Genomic DNA, 19882 nt, shown 5'->3' with positions numbered 1-19882 from the left:
TTTCCCCTTCTCCCTTCCAGAGAGAAGGCCGGGATGAGGGTCTAATTCACAACCCCAGCAGCAGTTGCCTCTCCAGTTGCGGGTCGAGCAGCGTCACATGCAGCCCCACCAGCCGGACGCCGCGCCCTCCCCGTCGTTCTTCCCATGTTTTACGGGCGGTGGCAATCAGGTCTTCTTTGTTCAGCTTCGGCCAGACGTGCTCCTGGGTCGTCAGCTGAAAGTCATTAAACTTCAGCTTGATGCCTTGCCGGGCGATACGCAGGTCGGCCCGCTCTTTGGCAAGTCGCCTCTCAAGCTCCGGGTACAGGCGTTCAATAATCTCTTCGCATTCTGGCCATTCATGAATGTCTTCCGCGAGCGTCCGCTCTACCCCCACCGACTTTCTCTGACGATCGTTACTGATCTCACGCTCATCAATGCCCTGGCTGCGCTCCCACAGCACCCGGCCAAATTTCCCAAAGCGTTTTAACAACATGGCCAGGTCAGCATTTTGCACGTCAGCGCAGGTTCGCAGACCGAGCGTTTCCAGCTTTGCCACCGTGACTTTGCCCACGCCGGGAATTTTCCCGAGCGGTAGCGTCGCTAAAAAGTCCGGTACCTGTTCGGGCGTAATGACATACTGGCCGTTGGGTTTATTGAGGTCGGAGGCAATCTTTGCCAGAAACTTTATCGGCGCAATGCCAGCTGAGGCGGTCAGGTTCAGTTCGTCGGCAATGGCCTGACGAATTTCGCGGGCTATCAACGTGGCCGAGCCCTGGCAGTGTTCGCTGTCCGTAACATCCAGATAAGCTTCATCCAGCGACAAGGGTTCGATCAGCGGGGTATAGCGGGAGAAGATTTCACGAATATGGCTGGAGGCTTCTTTATAGGCGTCGAACCGGCCCGGCAATAGCGTGAGATGCGGACAGAGTTTTAGCGCCATCGCGGTCGACATCGCGCTGCGCACGCCGTATTTTCTGGCGGGATAGTTCGCCGTGCTGATCACGCCTCGCCGTTGGGCGCTGCCGCCAATAGCGAGGGGAATATCGCGCAGGGCCGGGTTATCACGCATCTCAACGGCGGCAAAAAAGCAGTCCATATCGACATGAATGATTTTGCGCATATCCACTCAACCAGAAAAATAACACTGGATAAGTATACAGCTAATTTTCAAAATGAGGAAATTGTCGCAGGCCACCAAATCTTTTCCTGCAAGTGGCATCACCTCGGGCATAAAGTGACACACCGCAAAAACTCCAATTGATTCCAATAAAATGTGTAAACGCCCGCGTCTGGCGCTTGCGAAAATTAGCCACGATGCTAATGTGAGCGCAATCCTGTACAGAATTTTCTGATTTCGGGTCCCTTTAGCCGTCCTGGCTGTTAGTTTCAGGTTTATCAAGGAATCAAGCAGTATGCGTAAGATCGCACTGATTATTGCGATGCTCTCTATGCCGTTTTTCTCTTTCGCCAGCCTGCTTAACAGCAGCGGTGTCGCCGCCCCTGTCGGCAAAGATAGCAGACAGCAGTTAATGGGCTCCCCGGTTTATATTCAAATCTTTAAAGAAGAGCGCACCCTGGAACTGTGGGTGAAGATGGGCGAGCAGTACCAGCTCCTCAACAGTTACCGCATCTGTAACTATTCCGGCGGCCTGGGGCCAAAACAGCGTCAGGGCGATTTTAAAAGCCCGGAAGGGTTTTATAGCGTTGATCGCAGTCAGTTAAAACCGGACAGCCGCTTCTATAAAGCCATTAATATTGGCTTCCCGAATGAATTTGACCGCGCTCACGGCTATGAAGGGAAATACCTGATGATTCACGGCGCCTGCGTGTCGATTGGCTGCTATGCCATGACCGACTCCGGCATCGACGAAATCTTCCAGTTTGTGACCGGGGCTTTGGTGTTTGGCCAGCCGCGCGTACAGGTGAGTATCTTCCCGTTCCGCATGACCGACGCCAATATGGAACGCCACAAGTACTCCACCTACATCAACTTCTGGAAAGAGCTGAAACCGGGCTATGACTACTTCGCGGCTAACCATCAACCACCGGGCGTGGCCGTGGTCAGCGGGAACTACGTCATCAGCAAACCTGCCGTGATGACGCCAGTTCAACCGCAGCTGGCTTCAAACTATAAGCTCACCGAGGCAAAATAACGCCGACTTGCCTGGCTCAATTTTGTGCCAGATTTCGTTGGCGGTCAGCGGCTGAGTTGCGATGACCGTGACCACATCGTTCGGTGTGGTCTCTTCCTGAAAATCAATTTCCACGTCCTGATCCAGCAGCTTAGCGACACCGAATGGCGCTCTGCGGGTGATCCAGAACAGGTTCGTCGAGCAAAACGCCATCACGTAGCGCCCGTCCGACAGCAGCATGTTAAACACGCCCTTTTCTCTAAGCTCTGCGCCCAGTTCAGTGATGTAGCGGAATACCGCTTCCATATTGCCCGGCGTGCGCGGGTAACGCTGCGTGAGTTTGTGCAGCAGCCAGCAGAACGCCTGCTCGCTGTCCGTTTCGCCAATCGGGCGGAACGTCCCCGTCTCCAGCGTGCGATAGCCCTTGAGTTGCCCGTTATGGGCATAGGTCCAGTTGCGGCCCCACAGTTCGCGGGTGAACGGATGGGTGTTTTCCAGCGCAACCTTGCCGCGGTTTGCCTGGCGAATATGCGCAATAACCGAGCAGGATTTAATTGGGTAATCCTGGACGAGGCGGGCGATGGGCGAGTTAAAGCTCGGCTGCGGATCTTTAAACGTGCGGCAGCCTTTTCCTTCGTAGAAGGTTATACCCCAGCCGTCTTTATGAGGGCCTGTTCCGCCTCCGCGCTGCACCAGTCCGGTAAAACTAAAACAGATATCCGTCGGTACGTTGGCACTCATCCCGAGCAATTCGCACATCTCTTCTCTCCCACAACGAATACCCCTGCTCCGGGAGGAGCAGGGACATTACGGGCTAAGCTTTAACCATTTCTTTTTCGATTAACTGAATCAGGATGTGGATCACTTTGATGTGAATTTCCTGAATGCGGTCCGCATAGCCGAAGTGCGGCACGCGGATTTCGATGTCAGCCGTACCGGCCATTTTGCCGCCGTCTTTGCCGGTCAGGGTAATGACTTTCATGCCTTTCGCGCGGGCAGCTTCAATCGCTTTGATGACGTTGCCGGAGTTGCCGGACGTGGAGATCCCCAGCAGCACGTCGCCTTCGCGGCCAACGGCTTCAACGTAGCGAGAGAAGACATAGTCGTAGCCAAAATCGTTGCTGACGCAGGAGATGTGGCTCACGTCAGAAATCGCGATCGCCGGATAGCCCGGGCGGTTCTCACGATAGCGGCCCGTTAACTCTTCCGCAAAGTGCATAGCATCGCAGTGTGAGCCACCGTTCCCGCAGGACAGTACTTTGCCGCCCGCTTTGAAACTGTCTGCCAGCAGCACCGCTGCGCGCTGGATGGCATGAATGTTGGCTTCATCCTTAAGGAAGTTAGTCAGCGTTTCCGCCGCTTCATTTAGCTCACTACGAATAAGATCCTGGTACATGAGGAGGTCCTTGAGGTTTGAGTGAATTTCACATCCCGCAGTGTACCGGATAGCGCCGAAAGCGAGAAGCGTAACCCCGCGTGTAAAGCCGGGGTTTTCCCTGGAAGTGCGGCAACAATGTGAGCGAGGTTGTAATTATTTTGTAAACACATTGCTAAAGAAAGCAACATCCACTACAACCAATACATCACAAGTGGTCAGACCTCCTACAAGCAAGGGAGCTTTCTTTATGTTGATTTTAAGCATTGTCCTTACCGTTGTTCTGCTGGGTGTGTTGTTCTATCACCAGGCAAATCTGCTGCTTAGCAGCGTGCTTCTGCTCGCGTGGACCGCCGCGCTGGGCTTCGCTGGCATCTGGTCTTTCTGGGTGCTGGTTCCGCTGGCGGTAATTCTGGTGCCGCTGCTGGTCACGCCGCTGCGTAAATCGCTGATCTCCGCACCGATTTTCCGTGGCTTCCGCAAAGTCATGCCGCCGATGTCCCGCACCGAAAAAGAAGCCATCGACGCCGGGACGACCTGGTGGGAAGGCGATCTGTTCCGCGGCAAGCCGGACTGGCAAAAACTGCATAACTACCCTCAGCCAAAGCTGACCGAAGAGGAACAGGCGTTCCTTGATGGCCCGGTGGAAGAAGCCTGCCGCATGGCGAACGATTTCCAGATCACCCATGAGCTGGCCGACCTGCCCCCTGAGCTGTGGGCTTACCTGAAAGAGCATCGCTTCTTCGCGATGATCATCAAGAAAGAGTACGGCGGCCTCGAGTTCTCAGCCTATGCTCAGGCTCGCGTGCTGCAAAAACTGTCCGGCGTTTCCGGGATCCTGGCGATTACCGTCGGCGTGCCTAACTCCTTAGGCCCGGGCGAACTGCTGCAGCACTACGGCACCGAAGAGCAAAAAGATCACTACCTGCCTCGCCTGGCACGCGGCCTGGAAATCCCTTGCTTCGCGCTGACCAGCCCGGAAGCCGGTTCCGATGCCGGCGCAATCCCGGACAGCGGCGTGGTTTGCATGGGGGAATGGCAGGGTGAACAGGTGCTCGGTATGCGCCTGACCTGGAACAAACGCTATATCACGCTCGCCCCTATCGCCACCGTACTGGGCCTGGCGTTCAAACTGTCTGACCCGAAACGCCTGCTCGGCGGCGAAGAAGACCTCGGCATTACCTGTGCGCTGATCCCAACCCACACGCCTGGCGTGGAAATCGGCAAACGTCACTTCCCGCTGAACGTGCCGTTCCAGAACGGCCCAACCCGTGGGAACGACATCTTTGTGCCTATCGACTTTATTATCGGTGGTCCAAAAATGGCCGGTCAGGGCTGGCGTATGCTGGTTGAGTGCCTGTCCGTAGGTCGCGGCATTACCCTGCCGTCGAACGCTACCGGCGGCCTGAAATCCGTGGCGATGGCAACGGGTGCTTACGCGCATATTCGCCGTCAGTTCAAAATCTCTATCGGTAAAATGGAAGGGATTGAAGAGCCGCTGGCACGCATCGCCGGTAACGCGTATGTCATGGATGCCGCAGCTTCTTTAATTACCTACGGCATCGTGCTCGGTGAGAAACCCGCCGTACTGTCTGCGATTGTTAAGTACCACTGTACCCACCGTGGTCAGCGCGCCATTCTTGATGCGATGGATATCGTCGGCGGGAAAGGCATCATGCTCGGCGACGCTAACTTCGTGGCCCGTGCTTACCAGGGCGCGCCGATCGCCATCACCGTTGAAGGCGCTAACATTCTGACCCGCAGCATGATCATCTTCGGCCAGGGCGCAATTCGCTGCCATCCGTACGTGCTGGAAGAGATGGCCGCGGCGCAGAATAACGACGTGAATGCCTTCGATAAGCTGCTGTTCAAGCACATCGGCCACGTGGGCAGCAACAAAATGCGCAGCCTGTGGCTGGGCCTGACCAACGGCCTCGGCAGCAGCACGCCGACCCGCGATGCAACTAAACGCTACTACCAGTACATCAACCGCCTGAGCGCCAACCTGGCGCTGCTGTCGGATGTCTCCATGGCCGTGCTGGGCGGTAGCCTGAAGCGCAGAGAGCGTATCTCTGCCCGCCTGGGTGATGTGCTGAGCCAGCTTTATCTGGCGACGGCGGTGCTGAAACGCTACGAAGATGAAGGGCGTAACGAAGCCGATCTGCCGCTGGTTCACTGGGGCGTGCAGGATGCGCTGTTCCAGGCCGAACAGGCGATTGATGACCTGCTGCGCAACTTCCCGAACCGCTTTGTGGCCGGTACGCTGCGGCTGGTTATCTTCCCGCTGGGTCGCCGCTACGATGCGCCGTCCGATGTGCTGGACCACAAGCTGGCGAAAATCCTGCAGGTGCCGTCCGCAACCCGGTCGCGTATTGGCCGCGGTCAGTACCTGACGCCAAGCGAGCATAACCCTGCTGGCCTGCTGGAAGCCGCTCTGCTGGATATTATGGCCGCCGAGCCAATCCACCAGCGCGTATGCAAAGAGCTGAAGCGCAATCTGCCGTTCACTCGCCTGGATGAACTGGCGAAGCAGCTGCTGGGTGAAGGCAAGATCACCGCCGATGAAGCGGCGATTCTGACCAAAGCGGAAGCCAGCCGCCTGCGCAGCATCAACGTGGATGAGTTTGATCCGGAGGCGCTGGCGACACAGCCGGTGAAGGTGCCGGAAAAGCACAGAAAGGTTGAAGCCGCCTGACCATTAACCCCTCTTATGAGGGGTTTTTTATTGCCAACAAAAGCACTTTTTCTCGTGCTACAGTGGATGAAATATTCTGCTAAGAGGCTGCCGATGGTGTCTGGTCTGAAAGTTTCCGTTCTGCAACAACCGCTCGTCTGGATGGACGGTGCCGCGAACCTGCGTCATTTTGATGTGCTGCTGGAGGGCGTGCGCGGACGTGACCTGATTATTCTGCCGGAAATGTTCACCACCGGCTTCGCGATGGAAGCCGCCGTGCAGTCAATGCCGGAACAGGAAGTGATTGACTGGATGCAGTTCAAAGCCCAGCAAACGCAGGCGATGATCGCCGGCAGCGCCGCTCTGCAAACCGAACGCGGGCCGGTGAACCGCTTCCTGCTGGTTCAGCCGGACGGCAAAGTGCATTTCTACGATAAGCGCCACCTGTTCCGCATGGCCGATGAGCATCATCATTATCAGGCCGGGGAAGAACGCGTGATTATTGAGTGGAAGGGCTGGCGTATTTTACCGCTGGTTTGCTACGACCTGCGCTTCCCGGTGTGGTCCCGCAATCGCAACGACTACGATCTGGCGCTGTACGTCGCCAACTGGCCCGCGCCGCGCTCTCTGCACTGGCAAAGCCTGCTGCAGGCGCGCGCCATTGAGAACCAGGCTTATGTGGCAGGCTGCAATCGCGTGGGCACCGACGGCAACGGCCACCATTACCGGGGCGACAGCCGGATCATCAGCCCGCAGGGCGAGATCCTGGCGAGCGTTGAACCTCACCAGGCGGCACGACTTGATGCCGATCTTTCGCTGATTGCGCTGCGGGAGTACCGGGAGAAATTCCCGGCCTGGCAGGATGCCGATCCTTTCAGCCTTTAAGAATGAAAGTATGCAGAAACCGGCCTATTCAGGCCGGTTTTTTTATTGTTCCGCCAGCACAGTCACGGCGCGAGTGAAAGCCTGGACGGCAAGGGCCACGTCGCTTTCAATAACGGATTCTGCCGGATGATGGCTGATACCCTTCTCGCAGCGAACAAACAGCATAGCGCTCGGCCAACGCTCGGCGATGGCAATGGCGTCGTGCCCTGCGCCGCTTGGCAACGACAGGCTCCGCCCCTGAACTTCGCTCACCGCCTGCGTTAGCGTTGCCTGCAATGCCGCATCACACGGCGTGGCTGGAATAGCGTAGTAGGCTTCTGCGGTAAACTGCATACCGCGACGGGCGGCAATCGCTTCCCCTTCGGCAAGAAGCTGGCCTAACAAACTCGCCAGGCTTTCGTCACGCGGGCTGCGAATGTCCAGCGTAAGCTGAACGTCGCCAGGGATGACGTTCACCGCGCCTGGCGCGCAGCTTAACGTTCCCACCGTGGCAACTTCGTCGGGGCCGTGGCGGCGCGTGGCGGATTCAATAAATGTCATCCATTCGGCAGCGGCGGCCAGCGCATCTTTGCGCAGCGCCATTGGCACCGTCCCCGCATGGCCCGCATGGCCGGTAAAGCTGCAGTTCAGGCGACGGGCGCCGTTAATGGCCGTGACCACGCCCAGCGCAAGGCCCTGCTCTTCCAGCACCGGTCCCTGCTCGATATGCAGCTCAAGGTAAGCGCTGAAATCGCTTTTTGGCCGCTCCGCGCTGGCAATACGCGTCGGATCCAGACCGGCAATCGTCATGGCCTGCGCCACGCTGACGCCGCTGGCATCTTCACAGCTCAGCCAATGCGCCGGCCAACTGCCGGTGATGCCTCGGCTCCCCAGCAGGGTAACCCCAAAGCGGGTGCCTTCTTCATCGCCAAAACCGACAATTTCGATGGCCTGCTCGAGCTGGATATTGTTTTGATAAAGGTACGCGACCACTTCCAGGGCACACAGCACGCCGAGCATCCCATCGTAGCGGCCCGCATTGCGCACCGTATCAAGATGGGATCCCAGCAAAATCGCCTGCGCGCCTTCTTGCCTGCCTTCGTAACGCCCACAAATATTGCCGACAGCGTCCTGCCAGGTCGTCATGCCGAGCTGCTCCATCCAGCCAGCGACCAGCTGATTCGCCCGCAAATGTTGCACCGAAAGGTAAACCCGTGTCAGCTGGCCCGCGCTTTCGCTGATAGCAGCTAGCTGGTCAGCCCTGTCCATGACGCGCTGGGCGGCAACCGCGGCATAGTTAGCATCCATAAGCGGCGCGCCCATTAGCGGGCACCCTGCGCGTAAACGTTCCACGCTGCCTGCATCGCTTCACCCTGCACGCTTTTAAAGCCGAGACGGTTAAGCACCGCTTCCAGCGCGGTGAGCGTTTGCAGCACGCAGTCTTTGCGTGCGTTGTAGCCCATGGTGCCGATGCGCCAGATTTTGCCCTGTAGCGGGCCGAAGGAGGTGCCGATCTCGATATGGAAATCTTCCAGCAGCAGCTTACGAACCTCTTCGCCGTGAACCTGCGCCGGGATAGCCACGCCGAGGACGTTGTTCATCTTGTGGTCAAGATCGCCGAAAGTTTCCAGCCCCATGCCCTGGATCCCCGCCACCATCGCCCTGCCGTGCAGCTCATGACGGGCAATACCGACGTCCAGACCTTCTTCCAGGATCACGCGGGCGCACTCACGGGCAGCAAACAGCATGCTCGTCGCTTCGGTGTGGTGATTAAGACGTTCCGGCCCCCAGTAGTCCATGATCATGCCCAGATCGAAGTAGTTGGAGTAGATCATCTCTTCGTCCCCGTCCTGATGGGCGGCAGTGCGAATGCCTTCTTCCACGCATTTACGGCGGCGAATGGCCTCTTCCATTTTCGGACTAAGGGTGACCGGTGAGCTGCCTGACGGGCCGCCCAGGCACTTCTGCAATCCGGCGGAAACGGCATCCAGTCCCCAGGCATCGGTGAGCAGTTCGTTCCCGCCAAACGATGCTGTAGCATCGGTGTAGAACAGCACGCCGTGGCGGCGGCAGATCTCCCCCAGTTCTGCCAGCGGCTGCAGCATCGTGGTGGAAGTATCGCCCTGCACGGTCAGTAGCAGGCGAGGTTTTACCGCTTTGATGGCGTCTTCGATTTGCTGCGGGCTGAATACTTCGCCCCACGGCACTTCAATGGTGTGCACTTCGGCGCGGCAGCGGCGGGCAATCTCACACAGCAGGTGACCAAAACGGCCAAACACTGGCACAAGCACTTTATCGCCAGGGCGAATAGCCGACAGCAAAATGGCCTCGATCCCGGCGCGGGAAGTGCCGTCCACCAGCATCGTCCATTTGTTTTCGGTGCGGAAGAGCTCGCGGTACAGCACCATCACCTCATTCATATATCCCGTCATCACCGGGTCATACTGGCCGATAAGCTGGCTCGCCATGGCACGCAGCACGCGCGGATCGGCATTGATCGGGCCTGGCCCCATCAGCAAACGGTGCGGCGGGTTGATCTGGGAAAACTGCTGAATATCAAACATGGCGATTCCTTGAGTCTGAGATTGAAACAAAAGATTCTTATAATCATCTTTTGCAACTAATGTGCCAGCCGCAGGCAAAATTTTTTCCGGCTGACAGACTTAAGCCAGCGCGGAAAAACAGGTTTGGGTAAAAACGATGAACTCTTTTGGCTCACCCGAACTGTGCAGTTGCACCGTCGAGGAGCATCAACGCTGTTCGAGTTCGTCCAGCTCTGTATACAATTCAGCGATATTATGGATACGCTGACGCCCACTGGTCAATGATTCATGCAGCACCGCGTTAGCCAGTAAATTCACCAGGCTCATGGCGCTGCTGTAGCTGTCAAACGCCGAAACGCTGTCGAGCGGCGCGCTCAAATGCCAGCCAGGATAACTTGCCAGCACCGCCGAACCCGGTTCGCTCAGCATCACCAGCGGTATACCGCGCTGCTGTAAACTGGTGAGCAGTGGCTTAATAATGCGCGGCCTGCGGCGAAACGCCACGGTGACGACGCAATCTTCCGGGCCGATATCCACCAGCTCTTCCGCCAGCGTCTGCCCCGGCTGCGGGAGCAGATGTACGCCGCTGCGCACCTGCAAAAGCTGCTGGCGCAAGTGCATCGCCACCGGCCAGGAGTTTCGCATCCCAATGATAAACAGCCGTTTTCCGGTCACAAGGGCCTTGACCACTTCGGCAAACGGGCCCGCTTCCAGCTGATTCACCAGTTGAGTAAGGTTCGCCATTTCCTGCTTGTAATGACGCGCCAGCAGCGTGTTGCCCTGCACGGCATCGCGGTTTTCCGTCAGCGGCATCCCGCTCTGGCGCAGGGTCCGCAGCTCTTCGCGCATATCTTTGTAGCGCTCGTAACCTAAGCGCTTAAACAGGCGGCTCACGGTGGCCTTGGACACGCCTGAAAGCCGCGCCAACTCGGCGCTGTTGTAGCTGATCAAGTCATCAAAGTGGTCAACGATGAACGAGGCCACGCGCTGCTCCTGCGGGGAAAAGAGCGCCCATGACGCCCGCAACCGCTCGTCTAACTGTTTCATGCCGACTCCTGCAACTTTTGTTTCATCAAAGCCTGACACAGTGAAACGATCCTCGTCAACCTGGAACATCTCTTGCTTCTGACTCCCCTACCCGAGCGGATTTCCTGCAAGAGAAGAAAAATATGCAAAGCAATATGGCCCCCGGAGGCATGGCGGTGACGCCCCATCATCTGGCTTCTGAAAGTGCGCTGTCTGTGCTGCGTCAGGGCGGTGATGCCGTTGAAGCGATGGTCGCCGCAGCCGCCACTATCGCGGTGGTTTATCCCCATATGAACGGTATAGGCGGGGATGGATTCTGGCTGATTGTTCCGCCTGAGGGGGAACCTGTGGCCATCGACGCCAGCGGGGCCGCCGGATCGCTGGCGTCACTGGATTTCTACCGGGGAGAACGCGCTATTCCCCACCGCGGCACCCGTGCTGCGTTGACCGTGCCCGGCACGCTGAGCGGCTGGGCAGAAGCACTGAAAGTGTCATCGGAGCTTGGCGGCGGGCAGATGCCGCTTTCCCGTCTGATGGCCGATGCTATTCGCTATGCGGCGGACGGGATCCCGGTCACCGCCTCTCAGGCGAACGCGACACAAAGCAAATACGCAGAGCTGGTTGATATTCCAGGTTTTGCCGACACGTTCCTGCAGCGCGGTGAAGTGCCCGCGACCGGGAGTCGTTTCACGCAGCCCCGGCTGGCCAGGACCCTGACGCGAATGACCGTAGAAGGCCTGGACAGTTTCTATCGCGGCCCGCTGGCTTCAATCATTGCCGAAGAGCTGGCTGAACTGGGACTGCCAATCACCGCGGCTGACCTCGCCGCACATCGGGCAACCCGCAGCAAACCGCTTCGCCTTGAGCACCAGGCCGGGGAAGTTTTTAACCTCGCCCCGCCTACGCAAGGGCTGGTCTCGCTGGCGATCCTCGGCATTACCGACCGCCTGTCGATGGCAAACGCCAGTGAAGTTCAAACCGTACACCGCATCGTGGAAGCCACTAAAAAAGCCTTTGCGCTGCGCGACAAGCACATCACCGACCCGCGCCTGATCGCGACCTCAATACAAAACCTGTTAGATCCCGAGGCGCTGGATCTGCTGGCCGCAAAAATTGATGACCAAAGCGCCGCCCCGTGGGGCAAAGGTAAAGGCCCCGGCGACACGGTCTGGATGGGCGTCATTGACGGGAATGGCCTGGCCGTGTCGTTTATTCAAAGTATTTATCACGAATTCGGCAGCGGGGTTGTGCTACCCCAAAGCGGCGTGCTGTGGCAAAACCGCGGGGCATCTTTCAGCCTCGATGCAGAGCATCTGCTGGCGCTGGCGCCGGGCAAAAAACCGTTCCACACCCTGAACCCGGCAGCAGCCAGGCTCGCCGACGGCAGAACGCTGGTTTACGGCTCGATGGGCGGCGACGGCCAGCCGCAGACGCAGGCGACAATCTTTACCCGCTATGTACTTCAGGGCATCGGTTTACAGGAGGCCATTTGCGCGCCGCGCTGGCTGCTGGGCCGCACCTGGGGGCAAGTTTCCGACAGCCTCAAGCTTGAGAGCCGCTTTAGCCAGGACACCGTCAACGCGCTTGAAGCCCTCGGACACGAGGTAGAAACAGTCCCCGCCTTCAGCGAGATCGTCGGCCACGCCGGCGCCATCGTCAGACATACCAATGGCATGCTCGAAGGTGCGTGGGATCCGCGCAGCAACGGCAGCGCCGCAGGCTTTTGAGGAAAATACCAATGAACCAATCTTCTTTTGACTGGCAGCACTACATTGTCCTGATGGAGCAACTGCTCGCCGTGCCGCTGACCGACGAGCGCCGCAAAGAGCTGGAGTTGCAGCTGACACGTATTGCGGCCATGGCTGGACCGCTGATGGCCTTCCCGCTTGCCGATCGCCAGGAAACTGCCGGAGTTTATACGCTATGACCGCCCTTTCTATCCGACAGATCCAGCAGGGACTGCGGGACAAAGATTTTTCAGCTACCGAACTGGCCCGGCAAACGCTGGCAAAGATTGAGCAGCGAAACCCGCAGCTTAATGCCTTTACGGAAATCACCCAGGATCGTCTTCTGGAGGAGGCGGCCTCGGTAGACCAACTGATCGGTCGCGGCAGCCCTTTGCCAGCGCTCGCGGGCGTGCCTTACGCGATAAAAAATCTTTTCGACATTAAAGGGGTAACAACCCTTGCAGGTGCGGAGTTGTTTGCCGGGCAACCCGCGGCCTCTGAAGATGCCTTCGCTATTACACGGCTGCAAAAAGCGGGGGGAATGCTAAGCGGGGCGTTGAATATGGATGCCTATGCCTACGGCTTCACCACGGAAAACAGTTATTACGGAGCCACCAAAAACCCGCACGATCTGTCACGTATTGCGGGCGGCTCGTCCGGCGGCTCAGCGGCAGCTGTAGCTGCGGGCATGGTGAACTTCACCCTTGGCACCGACACCAACGGCTCCATTCGCGTCCCGTCTTCACTTTGCGGGCTCGTGGGCCTGAAGCCGACTTTTGGTCGCCTGTCGCGCGGCGGCAGCCATCCTTTTGTCGCCAGCCTCGACCATATCGGCCCGCTGGCTCGGAGCGTGGAGGATGTCGCGGCGGTTTACGATGTGCTGCAAGGGTACGACAGTAGCGATCCTTTTCAGACTTCGCGCGCCATTGAGCCGGTTTGCGCAGCGCTTGAGCGTGATACGCCGCTTCGCGTGGCGGTGCTGGAGGGTTTCTTTGAAAGCTGGTGTGACGCAGATGCCAAAGAAGCCGTTAGCCGGGTAGCCAAAGCGCTCCAGGCTACGGAAAAAGTTTCTATGCCGGAAGCCGAACTCGCCCGTTCGGCGGCTTTTTTGCTGACCGCCGCCGAAGGGGGAAATCAGTACCTGCCCGCACTGCGAACCAGCCCTGAGCGCTTCGAACCTAACTCGCGCGAACGCCTGCTGGCGGGGGCCATGACGCCGTCAGCCTGGTACACCCAGGCTCAGCGTTTCCGGGCCTGGTTCCGCGATCGCACGCAGCCGCTGTTTGACCATTTTGATCTGCTTGTTGCCCCCGCCACGCCATGCTGCGCCACGCTTATCGGGCAGCAAACCATGCATATCAACGGGCAAGATATCCCGGTCAAAGCCAGCATGGGCATCCTGACGCAGCCAATCTCTTTCCTGGGATTACCGGTTGTCAGCGCCCCGCTGGTCGCGGCCAGCGGTTTACCGATTGGCGTGCAATTAATTGCCGCACCGTGGCGGGAAGACGTGTGTTTGCAGGCCGCTCGCCGCCTGGAATCTCAGGGTATTTTACAGACGAAGGTAAGTTAAATGATGCGAGATAATATCGACCGCCCGGCCGTTTTAAATGAAGTCACTGCGGCATTTTATCGCTACGAGCAGGCGCTGATTAGCAATGATGTCGCCGTTCTGGATGAGCTGTTTTGGGAGGATGCTCGCACCGTGCGTTTTGGCGCAACGGAAAACCTTTATGGCATTGAGCAGATCCGCGCTTTCCGCAACGGGCGTTCGCCGAAGGGGCTGGATCGCCAGTTGAGAAATACCGTTATCACCACCTTCAGCGACGACCTCGCGGTGGCGAGCACTGAGTTTACCCGAGAAGGCAGCGATAAGATTGGCCGCCAGATGCAGACCTGGGTCCGGTTTGCCTCAGGCTGGAAGATTGTGGCGGCGCATGTGAGTTTAATGGGGTGATAGTCTGTTTCTTCACCATAAAAATCTTCTGTTTATGAAAGCCCATGTCGTGTTCCGTTCACCTTAAATACCGCTTCATATGTTGCCACCATACAGGTGAACGTCTTAGGGGAGTCACCGTCACTCCCCTAAGAACCCGGACTCCCGGCGAAATAAATCGACCGCTGAATCGGCAGACCTCCGTTTTATCTCCCAGTCCTCGGTCGGCTGAGATGCGTTCCCGACGCTCTCAGCCTCCGGCTATGACCCAACTCAGGCGGGGTTGAGCTAGCCGGGCGGCCAGGGTTGTCAGGGAGATGGCGTTATCTCCCTGACAGGTTCACCGTGCTCTGAACGTGCAGGGGAAGCAGAGATACGGGTGAACGGAACAGCAACAAAGTAACAAATATCTCAGAAACGAGCCTCAAAGACATATCTGTATAAAAATGGCATCCACAAAAGAATGGGAAGGCCAATAACATCATTCAACAAACGGGTGCGTCTTCACCCAATGCTCGGCAATGTCCTGCCTTCTGCAAATCCACACCCCTTCATGTTGCTGCACGTAATCCAGAAAACGCTGCAAGGCCCGGAAACGGCCCGGTCGCCCTAACAGGCGGCAATGCATGCCGATAGACATCATCTTCGGTGCCGTGTCGCCTTCTTCATACAGCACGTCAAAACTGTCTTTCAGGTAGGTGTAAAACTGCTCGGCGGTATTGAACCCCTGCGCGGTGGCGAAGCGCATGTCATTGGTATCCAGCGTGTACGGCACGATCAGGTGAGGTTTGGTGCTGCCGTCTTCGCAGGCCACTTTGCTCCAGAAAGGCAGATCGTCGCCGTAGTAATCGCTGTCGTACAGGATACCGCCTTGCTCAACCACCAGCCTGCGGGTATTAGGGCTGTCGCGCCCGGTGTACCAACCGAGCGGGCGGGAGCCAAACAGATCTTCCAGGACTTCCATCGCCTGATGCAGGTGCTGGCGCTCGGTGGCAACGTCCATACTCTGATAATGGATCCAGCGCCAGCCGTGGCTGACCACGTCGTAGTCAGCGGCTTTGATCGCGGCCACGATCTCCGGGTTGCGGGCCAGCGCCATGGCGACGCCAAACACCGTCAGAGGCAGACCGCGCTTCTGGAATTCATTATGGATACGCCAGAACCCTGCCCGGGAGCCGTATTCGTACAGGGAGTCCATCGACATATGGCGGTCCGGGAAACTGGCCGCCCCGATGATGTCGGAGAGAAATTGTTCCGAGCCGCTGTCGCCGTGCAGCACGTTGTTTTCCGCCCCTTCTTCAAAGTTCAGGACAAACTGAACCGCAATACGCGCGCCGTTCGGCCACTGCGCATGGGGAGGGTTGCCGGCATAACCAGCGAGATCGCGCGGGTAGTTTTCGGTAAAAGGGTAGCGATTACGCTTTTGTTCTTCCGTCATAGTTGGCCTCTTTTAACCTTAACCCAGACGAGCAAAAGAGCCGGAAAGCGGCTTTTTATTCGGATAAGCGAGATCGCCAAATTTGCTGGTGCCGATCCCCAGCGCAGCCAGCGACTCCACCAGCTTCACCGCCGCGGTGACGCCGTCGATAACCGGGATACCGATCTCTTCGGTCAGCTCTTTCGCCAGGTTTGCCATGCCGCCACAGCCCAGCACGATCGCCCCACTGTTGTCTTCTTTTTTGGCCTGAATACAGCGCTCACGCACCATGCGCTGGGCCAGCCCGGTGCCGTCTTCCAGCGCCAGCACGGGCAGATCGATGGCATGCAGCGCCGCGCAGTGATGCTCGAAGCCGTATTGCTGCAGCAAATGGCGGGCGATGATCACCGTACGTGGCAGCGTGGTGACAATAGAGAAGCGGGTGGCGACCATCGTGGCCATATGCATGGCCGCTTCGGCAATGCCAATCACCGGCCCGCTGGCTATCTCACGCGCAGCCAGCAGCCCTGGGTCGCCAAAGCAGGCGATGACGTGCCCGCTCGCGCCCTGCGCTTTGCCCTGCTGAATTTGTTCCAGCACACCGATGGCCGCAATGGCTTCGTCAAAGTGCCCTTCTATTGACTCCACGCCCTGCTCCGGACAGGTCGCGAGGATTTGCGTACCGGGGGCGGCAACGCTACGCGCGGCTTCTGCAATGGTGTGCGTCATCGCCAGGCTGGTGTTGGGGTTGATCACTTGAATAATAGGCTGTGGCATGGTTATTCCTGTCGGGTGCCAAAGAGGCGGGCGAAGTCTGGGGTGGTTTCACCGCTGCGCTCAAAATGCAGGCTGGAAACAATGTGATCGAAGTGGTGCTTCATCGCCAGGGTCAGCGGCTCAATGTCTTTTTTACGCAGCAGATCGATAAGGTGTTCATGATCGTCACAGCGGCAGCCCCGCTGCCACGGCGCGCCCCAGGCAGCGATCACCAGCGAGGAGCGGTGCGTCAAACTGGTGACCATTTCCGTCAGCACGGCATTGCCGGAGATAGCCTGCAGCTGAATATGAAACGCCGCTGAAAGGCGGATGGCCGCCGGCCCGTCTCCGTCGCGGTGCGCTTTTTCTTCCTGCTGGATGATTTTACGCAGCGCGGCCAGGTGCGGCGCCTGAAGATGCTCGAGGACATGAGGCAGGTTGGCGCATTCGAGGACGGAGCGTGTCTGGAAGATCGCTTTTGATTCTTCGACGTCCGGCATCGCCACAAATGCACCACGCCCGGGCAGCAGGGTGATCATTTGCACCGTTGCGAGGCGCGTTAAGACTTTACGGATCCCGGTTCGGCTAATGCCAAAAACGTCCGCCAGCGCTTCTTCCGGCAGTTTGCTGCCTGGCGGTAGCTGGTGTTCGACCATCGCCGTCATCAGCGATTGCCAGATAACGGCTTCTTTATCATGCAGTTCTGCTGGGGCTGTCACCCCGAAATCACGCTTCATTCACCTCTCCTGTTAGCACCAGGCACTTTTTATTTGTATACAATATCACTGATAATTGAATACAAGAAATGCAAACCTGGCCTGGTTCCTGCAATACCTATGGCAGACGTAATCCATCTTCTGTTTTTATAGGAGCAGATCCCATGCCAGGTATAGAGAACAACGCAACAGCCATGAAAGAGAGTGCCAACGCCGGCTACAGCCCGCGCCTGTGCAACGATGACCTGGCCCCAACCCGCCACCAGACTTGGTCCTGGTATAATATTTTTTCGTTTTGGATGTCGGATGTACACAGCATGGGCGGCTACGTGGTGGCAGCCAGCTTCTTTACGCTCGGGCTGGCCAGCTGGCAGGTACTGATTTGCCTGCTGGCAGGGATTTGCATCGTGCAGTTTTGTGCCAACCTGGTCGCCAAACCCAGCCAGATGGCGGGCGTGCCTTACGCGGTGATTTGCCGCCAGGCTTTCGGCGTCTTCGGCGCGAATATTCCGGCGGTGATCCGCGGGCTTATCGCCTTCGCCTGGTACGGGATACAAACTTACCTGGCCGCTAACGCCTTAATGCTGGTGCTCTTGAAGTTCTGGCCAACGCTTGCGCCGATGACGGGCGTGAGCTTCCTCGGCCTGTCTCAGCTCGGCTGGATCTGCTTCGGCATTATGTGGGTGCTGCAGGCGATGGTGTTCTGGCACGGGATGAATGCGATTAAGCGCTTTATTGATATCGCGGGCCCTGCGGTATACATCGTGATGATGGCGCTGGCAGGCTGGATCCTGTATCAGACTGGCTTCGATGGCATCTCCTTTACCTTAGCCAGCAAACAGCTTAGCTCCGGCGAGCAGGTGTGGCAGATGATCACCGCCACCGCGCTGGTGGTGTCGTACTTCTCCGGCCCGCTGCTGAACTTCGGCGACTTCTCTCGCTACGGTAAAAGCATGAATGAGATCCGCCGCGGCAACCGCTGGGGCCTGCCGTTTAACTTCCTGCTGTTCTCTATTGTCACCGTGGTGATTGTGTCCGGTACTCAGTCGCTGTTCGGCAAAATGATCACCGACCCGATCGAAACCGTGAGCCATATCGGCAACAGCCTCGCAATGGCGATAGGCCTGCTGACGATGATCACCGCGACTATCGGGATCAATATCGTGGCGAACTTTGTTTCTCCGGCGTTCGACTTCTCTAACTGCTCTCCGCAGAAGATCAGCTTCCGTGCGGGTGGGATGATCGCCGCGGTGGGTTCTGTGCTGCTGACGCCGTGGAACCTGTTCCAGTCCCCGGAACTTATCCACTACACGCTGGATGTGCTGGGCTCGTTCATTGGGCCGCTGTTCGGCATCCTGCTGGCGGACTTCTACCTGGTGAAAGGCGGTAAAATTCACGTCGACGATCTGTTTAACGACACGCCGAAAGGCCGCTACTGGTACAGCCGAGGCTTTAACCCGAAAGCGATTATCGCCCTGGTGCCTTCGGTTGCCGTTTGCCTGACCATCAGCTTTATTCCTTCGCTGCATGAAGTCGCCAACTTCAGCTGGTTTATCGGCGTGTTCCTCGGCCTGAGCTGCTACCGCTGGCTGGCCCGTAGCGAAAAAGTCAGCGTTGCTGCCGGTTTTGCTGGCCGCGTCGCCACCTCCAAAGAGTAAACATTGAGGCCTGGGCCCGAAGGGGTTCAGGCTTTTTCATTTCCAGACATACTCTTTTTCTTCTCTGAGACGACGGCTGGCCCAGCACGAGTGATATATTCTCCCTTCGCCCTTTCCAGCAAAATCTCGTTTCAAAGGAGAGTCCCTTGCTCAGCAGTAAGAAGTCGGCCACTGAGGCTGCCCCCCATAAGCCGTCGGCCTGGTATGTTTTGCTCCTGTTCACCATTCCGCCGCTGCTTTGGGCGTGCAATTACATCGTCGGCAAAGCCGTTCGCAATGATATTCCCCCGGTGGGGCTCACCTTTATGCGCTGGCTGGTGGCGCTCATAGTGATTCTGCCGTTTGCGCTGCCTTATATAAAAAGAGACTTTCGTCGCTACCGGGAGTATCTGGGCTGGATTGTCGCCGTGTCGGTGACGGGGATCGTCTGCTTTAGCCTGCTGGTCTATATCGGCCTGCACCACACTTCGAGCACCAACGCGCTGTTGCTTAACTCCTGTATACCGGTGCTGATTATGCTGTTTGGTGCGCTATTCTTTGGGCACAAGCTCAGCGTTAAGCAGGTGGTCGGCCTGGCAATTTCCTGCTGCGGCGTGCTGTTTATTATCTTTAAGGGCGATATCCACGGGCTGCTGCAAATGGCGTTTTCATCGGGTGACCTGATGCTGCTGGCGGCCATGGCTTGTTTTGCGCTGTATACGCTGTGGATCCGAAAAATCCCTTCCGATATTAGCCGCATGGGGCTGCTGGGCGTTCAGGTGGCTATCGCGCTGGTGGTGACGCTGCCGCTGTGGCTGCATGAAATGAGCACCGGGGCTGTGCCACACTGGAATACCATGACGATTTCAGCGGTCGTGTTCCTCGGTGCATTCCCCTCTTTTGTTTCCTATCTGCTGTACGGACGCTGCGTGGAAGCCGTCGGTGCCGCGCGTGCCGGGCTTAGCATTCACCTGATCCCAGTCTTTGGCGTAGTGCTGTCGCTGGTGTTTCTCGGCGAAACGCTGCATCTTTTCCATATCATCGGGATTGCGACTATTTTGGTAGGTGTGGCGTTGGCCAGCAGGCACTAGAGGTGG

Annotated in this window: 18 protein-coding genes; 9 read left to right on the top strand and 9 right to left on the bottom strand. The window is 57.8% G+C overall.

The genetic code is table 11. From position 1 onward, the window contains the following. Positions 1–46: 46 nt before the first annotated feature. Positions 47–1102 carry a DNA polymerase IV gene (gene dinB, locus AAIE02_RS00395; RefSeq protein WP_498531777.1) on the bottom strand — a complete coding sequence of 352 codons (1056 nt, stop codon included), beginning with the start codon at positions 1100–1102 and terminating at the stop codon, positions 47–49. 292 nt (positions 1103–1394) lie between these two features. Here dinB and dpaA point away from each other — a divergent pair, with 292 nt between their 5' ends. Continuing rightward, positions 1395–2135 (top strand): peptidoglycan meso-diaminopimelic acid protein amidase, encoded by a 741-nt coding sequence (dpaA, locus tag AAIE02_RS00390; protein WP_039300629.1) that lies wholly within the window; start codon positions 1395–1397, stop codon positions 2133–2135. Here the strand turns inward: dpaA and AAIE02_RS00385 are convergent. Together AAIE02_RS00385 and lpcA are read right to left on the bottom strand one after the other, a co-directional pair. Beyond that, a complete protein-coding gene (locus AAIE02_RS00385; RefSeq protein ID WP_498531776.1) occupies positions 2106–2873 on the bottom strand; it encodes a class II glutamine amidotransferase in 768 nt (255 codons plus the stop codon). The two genes, dpaA and AAIE02_RS00385, sit on opposite strands and share 30 nt — an antisense overlap. A 55-nt stretch (positions 2874–2928) precedes the next feature. After that, entirely contained in the window at positions 2929–3510 is a 582-nt protein-coding gene (gene lpcA, locus AAIE02_RS00380) for a D-sedoheptulose 7-phosphate isomerase (RefSeq protein ID WP_008457307.1), read from the bottom strand. A 229-nt stretch (positions 3511–3739) separates the two neighbouring features. On the opposite strand from lpcA, the gene fadE reads away from it, so the two are divergent. Beyond that, positions 3740–6184 (top strand): acyl-CoA dehydrogenase FadE, encoded by a 2445-nt coding sequence (fadE, locus tag AAIE02_RS00375; protein WP_008457305.1) that lies wholly within the window; start codon positions 3740–3742, stop codon positions 6182–6184. 96 nt (positions 6185–6280) lie between these two features. Then, entirely contained in the window at positions 6281–7048 is a 768-nt protein-coding gene (locus tag AAIE02_RS00370) for an amidohydrolase (RefSeq protein ID WP_008457303.1), read from the top strand. Positions 7049–7090: 42 nt separating this feature from the next. Here the strand turns inward: AAIE02_RS00370 and hpxK are convergent, their stop codons facing one another. The 3 genes from hpxK to AAIE02_RS00355 form a co-directional block, all read right to left on the bottom strand. Beyond that, positions 7091–8350, bottom strand: a complete 1260-nt coding sequence (gene hpxK / locus AAIE02_RS00365; RefSeq protein ID WP_336983801.1) for an allantoate amidohydrolase — start codon at positions 8348–8350, stop codon at positions 7091–7093. After that, the gene (locus AAIE02_RS00360; RefSeq protein WP_166994259.1) at positions 8350–9591 is read right to left on the bottom strand and encodes an aminotransferase class V-fold PLP-dependent enzyme; all 1242 of its coding nucleotides are present in this window, start codon (positions 9589–9591) and stop codon (positions 8350–8352) included. Before AAIE02_RS00360 ends, hpxK begins: the two co-directional genes overlap by 1 nt. A gap of 186 nt (positions 9592–9777) precedes the next feature. Next, positions 9778–10617, bottom strand: coding sequence for a MurR/RpiR family transcriptional regulator (locus tag AAIE02_RS00355; protein ID WP_008457289.1), 840 nt, complete (start codon positions 10615–10617; stop codon positions 9778–9780). A gap of 122 nt (positions 10618–10739) precedes the next feature. Between AAIE02_RS00355 and AAIE02_RS00350 the strand changes: the two genes are divergently transcribed. The 4 genes from AAIE02_RS00350 to hpxZ are packed head-to-tail and all read left to right on the top strand — an operon-like array spanning position 10740 to position 14280. Further along, complete coding sequence (locus AAIE02_RS00350; protein ID WP_166994255.1) at positions 10740–12323, top strand: gamma-glutamyltransferase; 1584 nt, start codon at positions 10740–10742, stop codon at positions 12321–12323. Positions 12324–12334: 11 nt separating this feature from the next. Then, positions 12335–12523 carry an oxalurate catabolism protein HpxX gene (hpxX, locus tag AAIE02_RS00345; RefSeq protein ID WP_008457287.1) on the top strand — a complete coding sequence of 63 codons (189 nt, stop codon included), beginning with the start codon at positions 12335–12337 and terminating at the stop codon, positions 12521–12523. Then, positions 12520–13896, top strand: a complete 1377-nt coding sequence (locus tag AAIE02_RS00340) for an AtzE family amidohydrolase (protein WP_498531775.1) — start codon at positions 12520–12522, stop codon at positions 13894–13896. Before hpxX ends, AAIE02_RS00340 begins: the two co-directional genes overlap by 4 nt. After that, positions 13897–14280: an oxalurate catabolism protein HpxZ gene (gene hpxZ / locus AAIE02_RS00335; protein ID WP_498531774.1), complete on the top strand. Its 384-nt coding sequence runs from the start codon at positions 13897–13899 to the stop codon at positions 14278–14280. A gap of 460 nt (positions 14281–14740) precedes the next feature. Here hpxZ and puuE read toward each other — a convergent pair whose 3' ends face one another. From puuE to AAIE02_RS00320, 3 genes are read right to left on the bottom strand one after another with little or no spacing between them, the layout of a single operon-like run. After that, positions 14741–15697, bottom strand: coding sequence for an allantoinase PuuE (gene puuE / locus AAIE02_RS00330; protein WP_498531773.1), 957 nt, complete (start codon positions 15695–15697; stop codon positions 14741–14743). 18 nt (positions 15698–15715) lie between these two features. Further along, positions 15716–16453, bottom strand: coding sequence for an allantoin racemase (gene hpxA, locus AAIE02_RS00325; protein WP_498531772.1), 738 nt, complete (start codon positions 16451–16453; stop codon positions 15716–15718). A gap of 2 nt (positions 16454–16455) precedes the next feature. Continuing rightward, a complete protein-coding gene (locus tag AAIE02_RS00320) occupies positions 16456–17169 on the bottom strand; it encodes a GntR family transcriptional regulator (RefSeq protein WP_008457275.1) in 714 nt (237 codons plus the stop codon). Positions 17170–17312: 143 nt separating this feature from the next. Here AAIE02_RS00320 and AAIE02_RS00315 point away from each other — a divergent pair, with 143 nt between their 5' ends. Continuing rightward, complete coding sequence (locus tag AAIE02_RS00315; RefSeq protein ID WP_336983794.1) at positions 17313–18806, top strand: NCS1 family nucleobase:cation symporter-1; 1494 nt, start codon at positions 17313–17315, stop codon at positions 18804–18806. A 146-nt stretch (positions 18807–18952) separates the two neighbouring features. Next, on the top strand, positions 18953–19876 hold the full coding sequence (locus AAIE02_RS00310) for a DMT family transporter (RefSeq protein WP_008457273.1): 924 nt from the start codon (positions 18953–18955) through the stop codon (positions 19874–19876). Positions 19877–19882 lie beyond the last annotated feature (6 nt).

This window comes from Cedecea sp. Ae19-4 (assembly GCF_059801165.1).
This window is presented reverse-complemented; position numbering and strand designations above follow the sequence as displayed.

Bases quoted from the DNA above. Each gene is read 5' to 3' on its own strand.
- hpxZ (WP_498531774.1), top strand. From the start codon at position 13,897: ATGATGCGAGATAATATCGACCGCCCGGCCGTTTTAAATGAAGTCACT.
- AAIE02_RS00385 (WP_498531776.1), bottom strand. From the start codon at position 2,873: ATGTGCGAATTGCTCGGGATGAGTGCCAACGTACCGACGGATATCTGT.
- AAIE02_RS00340 (WP_498531775.1), top strand. From the start codon at position 12,520: ATGACCGCCCTTTCTATCCGACAGATCCAGCAGGGACTGCGGGACAAA.
- hpxA (WP_498531772.1), bottom strand. From the start codon at position 16,453: ATGCCACAGCCTATTATTCAAGTGATCAACCCCAACACCAGCCTGGCG.
- puuE (WP_498531773.1), bottom strand. From the start codon at position 15,697: ATGACGGAAGAACAAAAGCGTAATCGCTACCCTTTTACCGAAAACTAC.
- hpxK (WP_336983801.1), bottom strand. From the start codon at position 8,350: ATGGGCGCGCCGCTTATGGATGCTAACTATGCCGCGGTTGCCGCCCAG.
- AAIE02_RS00355 (WP_008457289.1), bottom strand. From the start codon at position 10,617: ATGAAACAGTTAGACGAGCGGTTGCGGGCGTCATGGGCGCTCTTTTCC.
- AAIE02_RS00315 (WP_336983794.1), top strand. From the start codon at position 17,313: ATGCCAGGTATAGAGAACAACGCAACAGCCATGAAAGAGAGTGCCAAC.
- dpaA (WP_039300629.1), top strand. From the start codon at position 1,395: ATGCGTAAGATCGCACTGATTATTGCGATGCTCTCTATGCCGTTTTTC.
- fadE (WP_008457305.1), top strand. From the start codon at position 3,740: ATGTTGATTTTAAGCATTGTCCTTACCGTTGTTCTGCTGGGTGTGTTG.
- AAIE02_RS00320 (WP_008457275.1), bottom strand. From the start codon at position 17,169: ATGAAGCGTGATTTCGGGGTGACAGCCCCAGCAGAACTGCATGATAAA.
- AAIE02_RS00360 (WP_166994259.1), bottom strand. From the start codon at position 9,591: ATGTTTGATATTCAGCAGTTTTCCCAGATCAACCCGCCGCACCGTTTG.
- hpxX (WP_008457287.1), top strand. From the start codon at position 12,335: ATGAACCAATCTTCTTTTGACTGGCAGCACTACATTGTCCTGATGGAG.
- dinB (WP_498531777.1), bottom strand. From the start codon at position 1,102: ATGCGCAAAATCATTCATGTCGATATGGACTGCTTTTTTGCCGCCGTT.
- lpcA (WP_008457307.1), bottom strand. From the start codon at position 3,510: ATGTACCAGGATCTTATTCGTAGTGAGCTAAATGAAGCGGCGGAAACG.
- AAIE02_RS00350 (WP_166994255.1), top strand. From the start codon at position 10,740: ATGCAAAGCAATATGGCCCCCGGAGGCATGGCGGTGACGCCCCATCAT.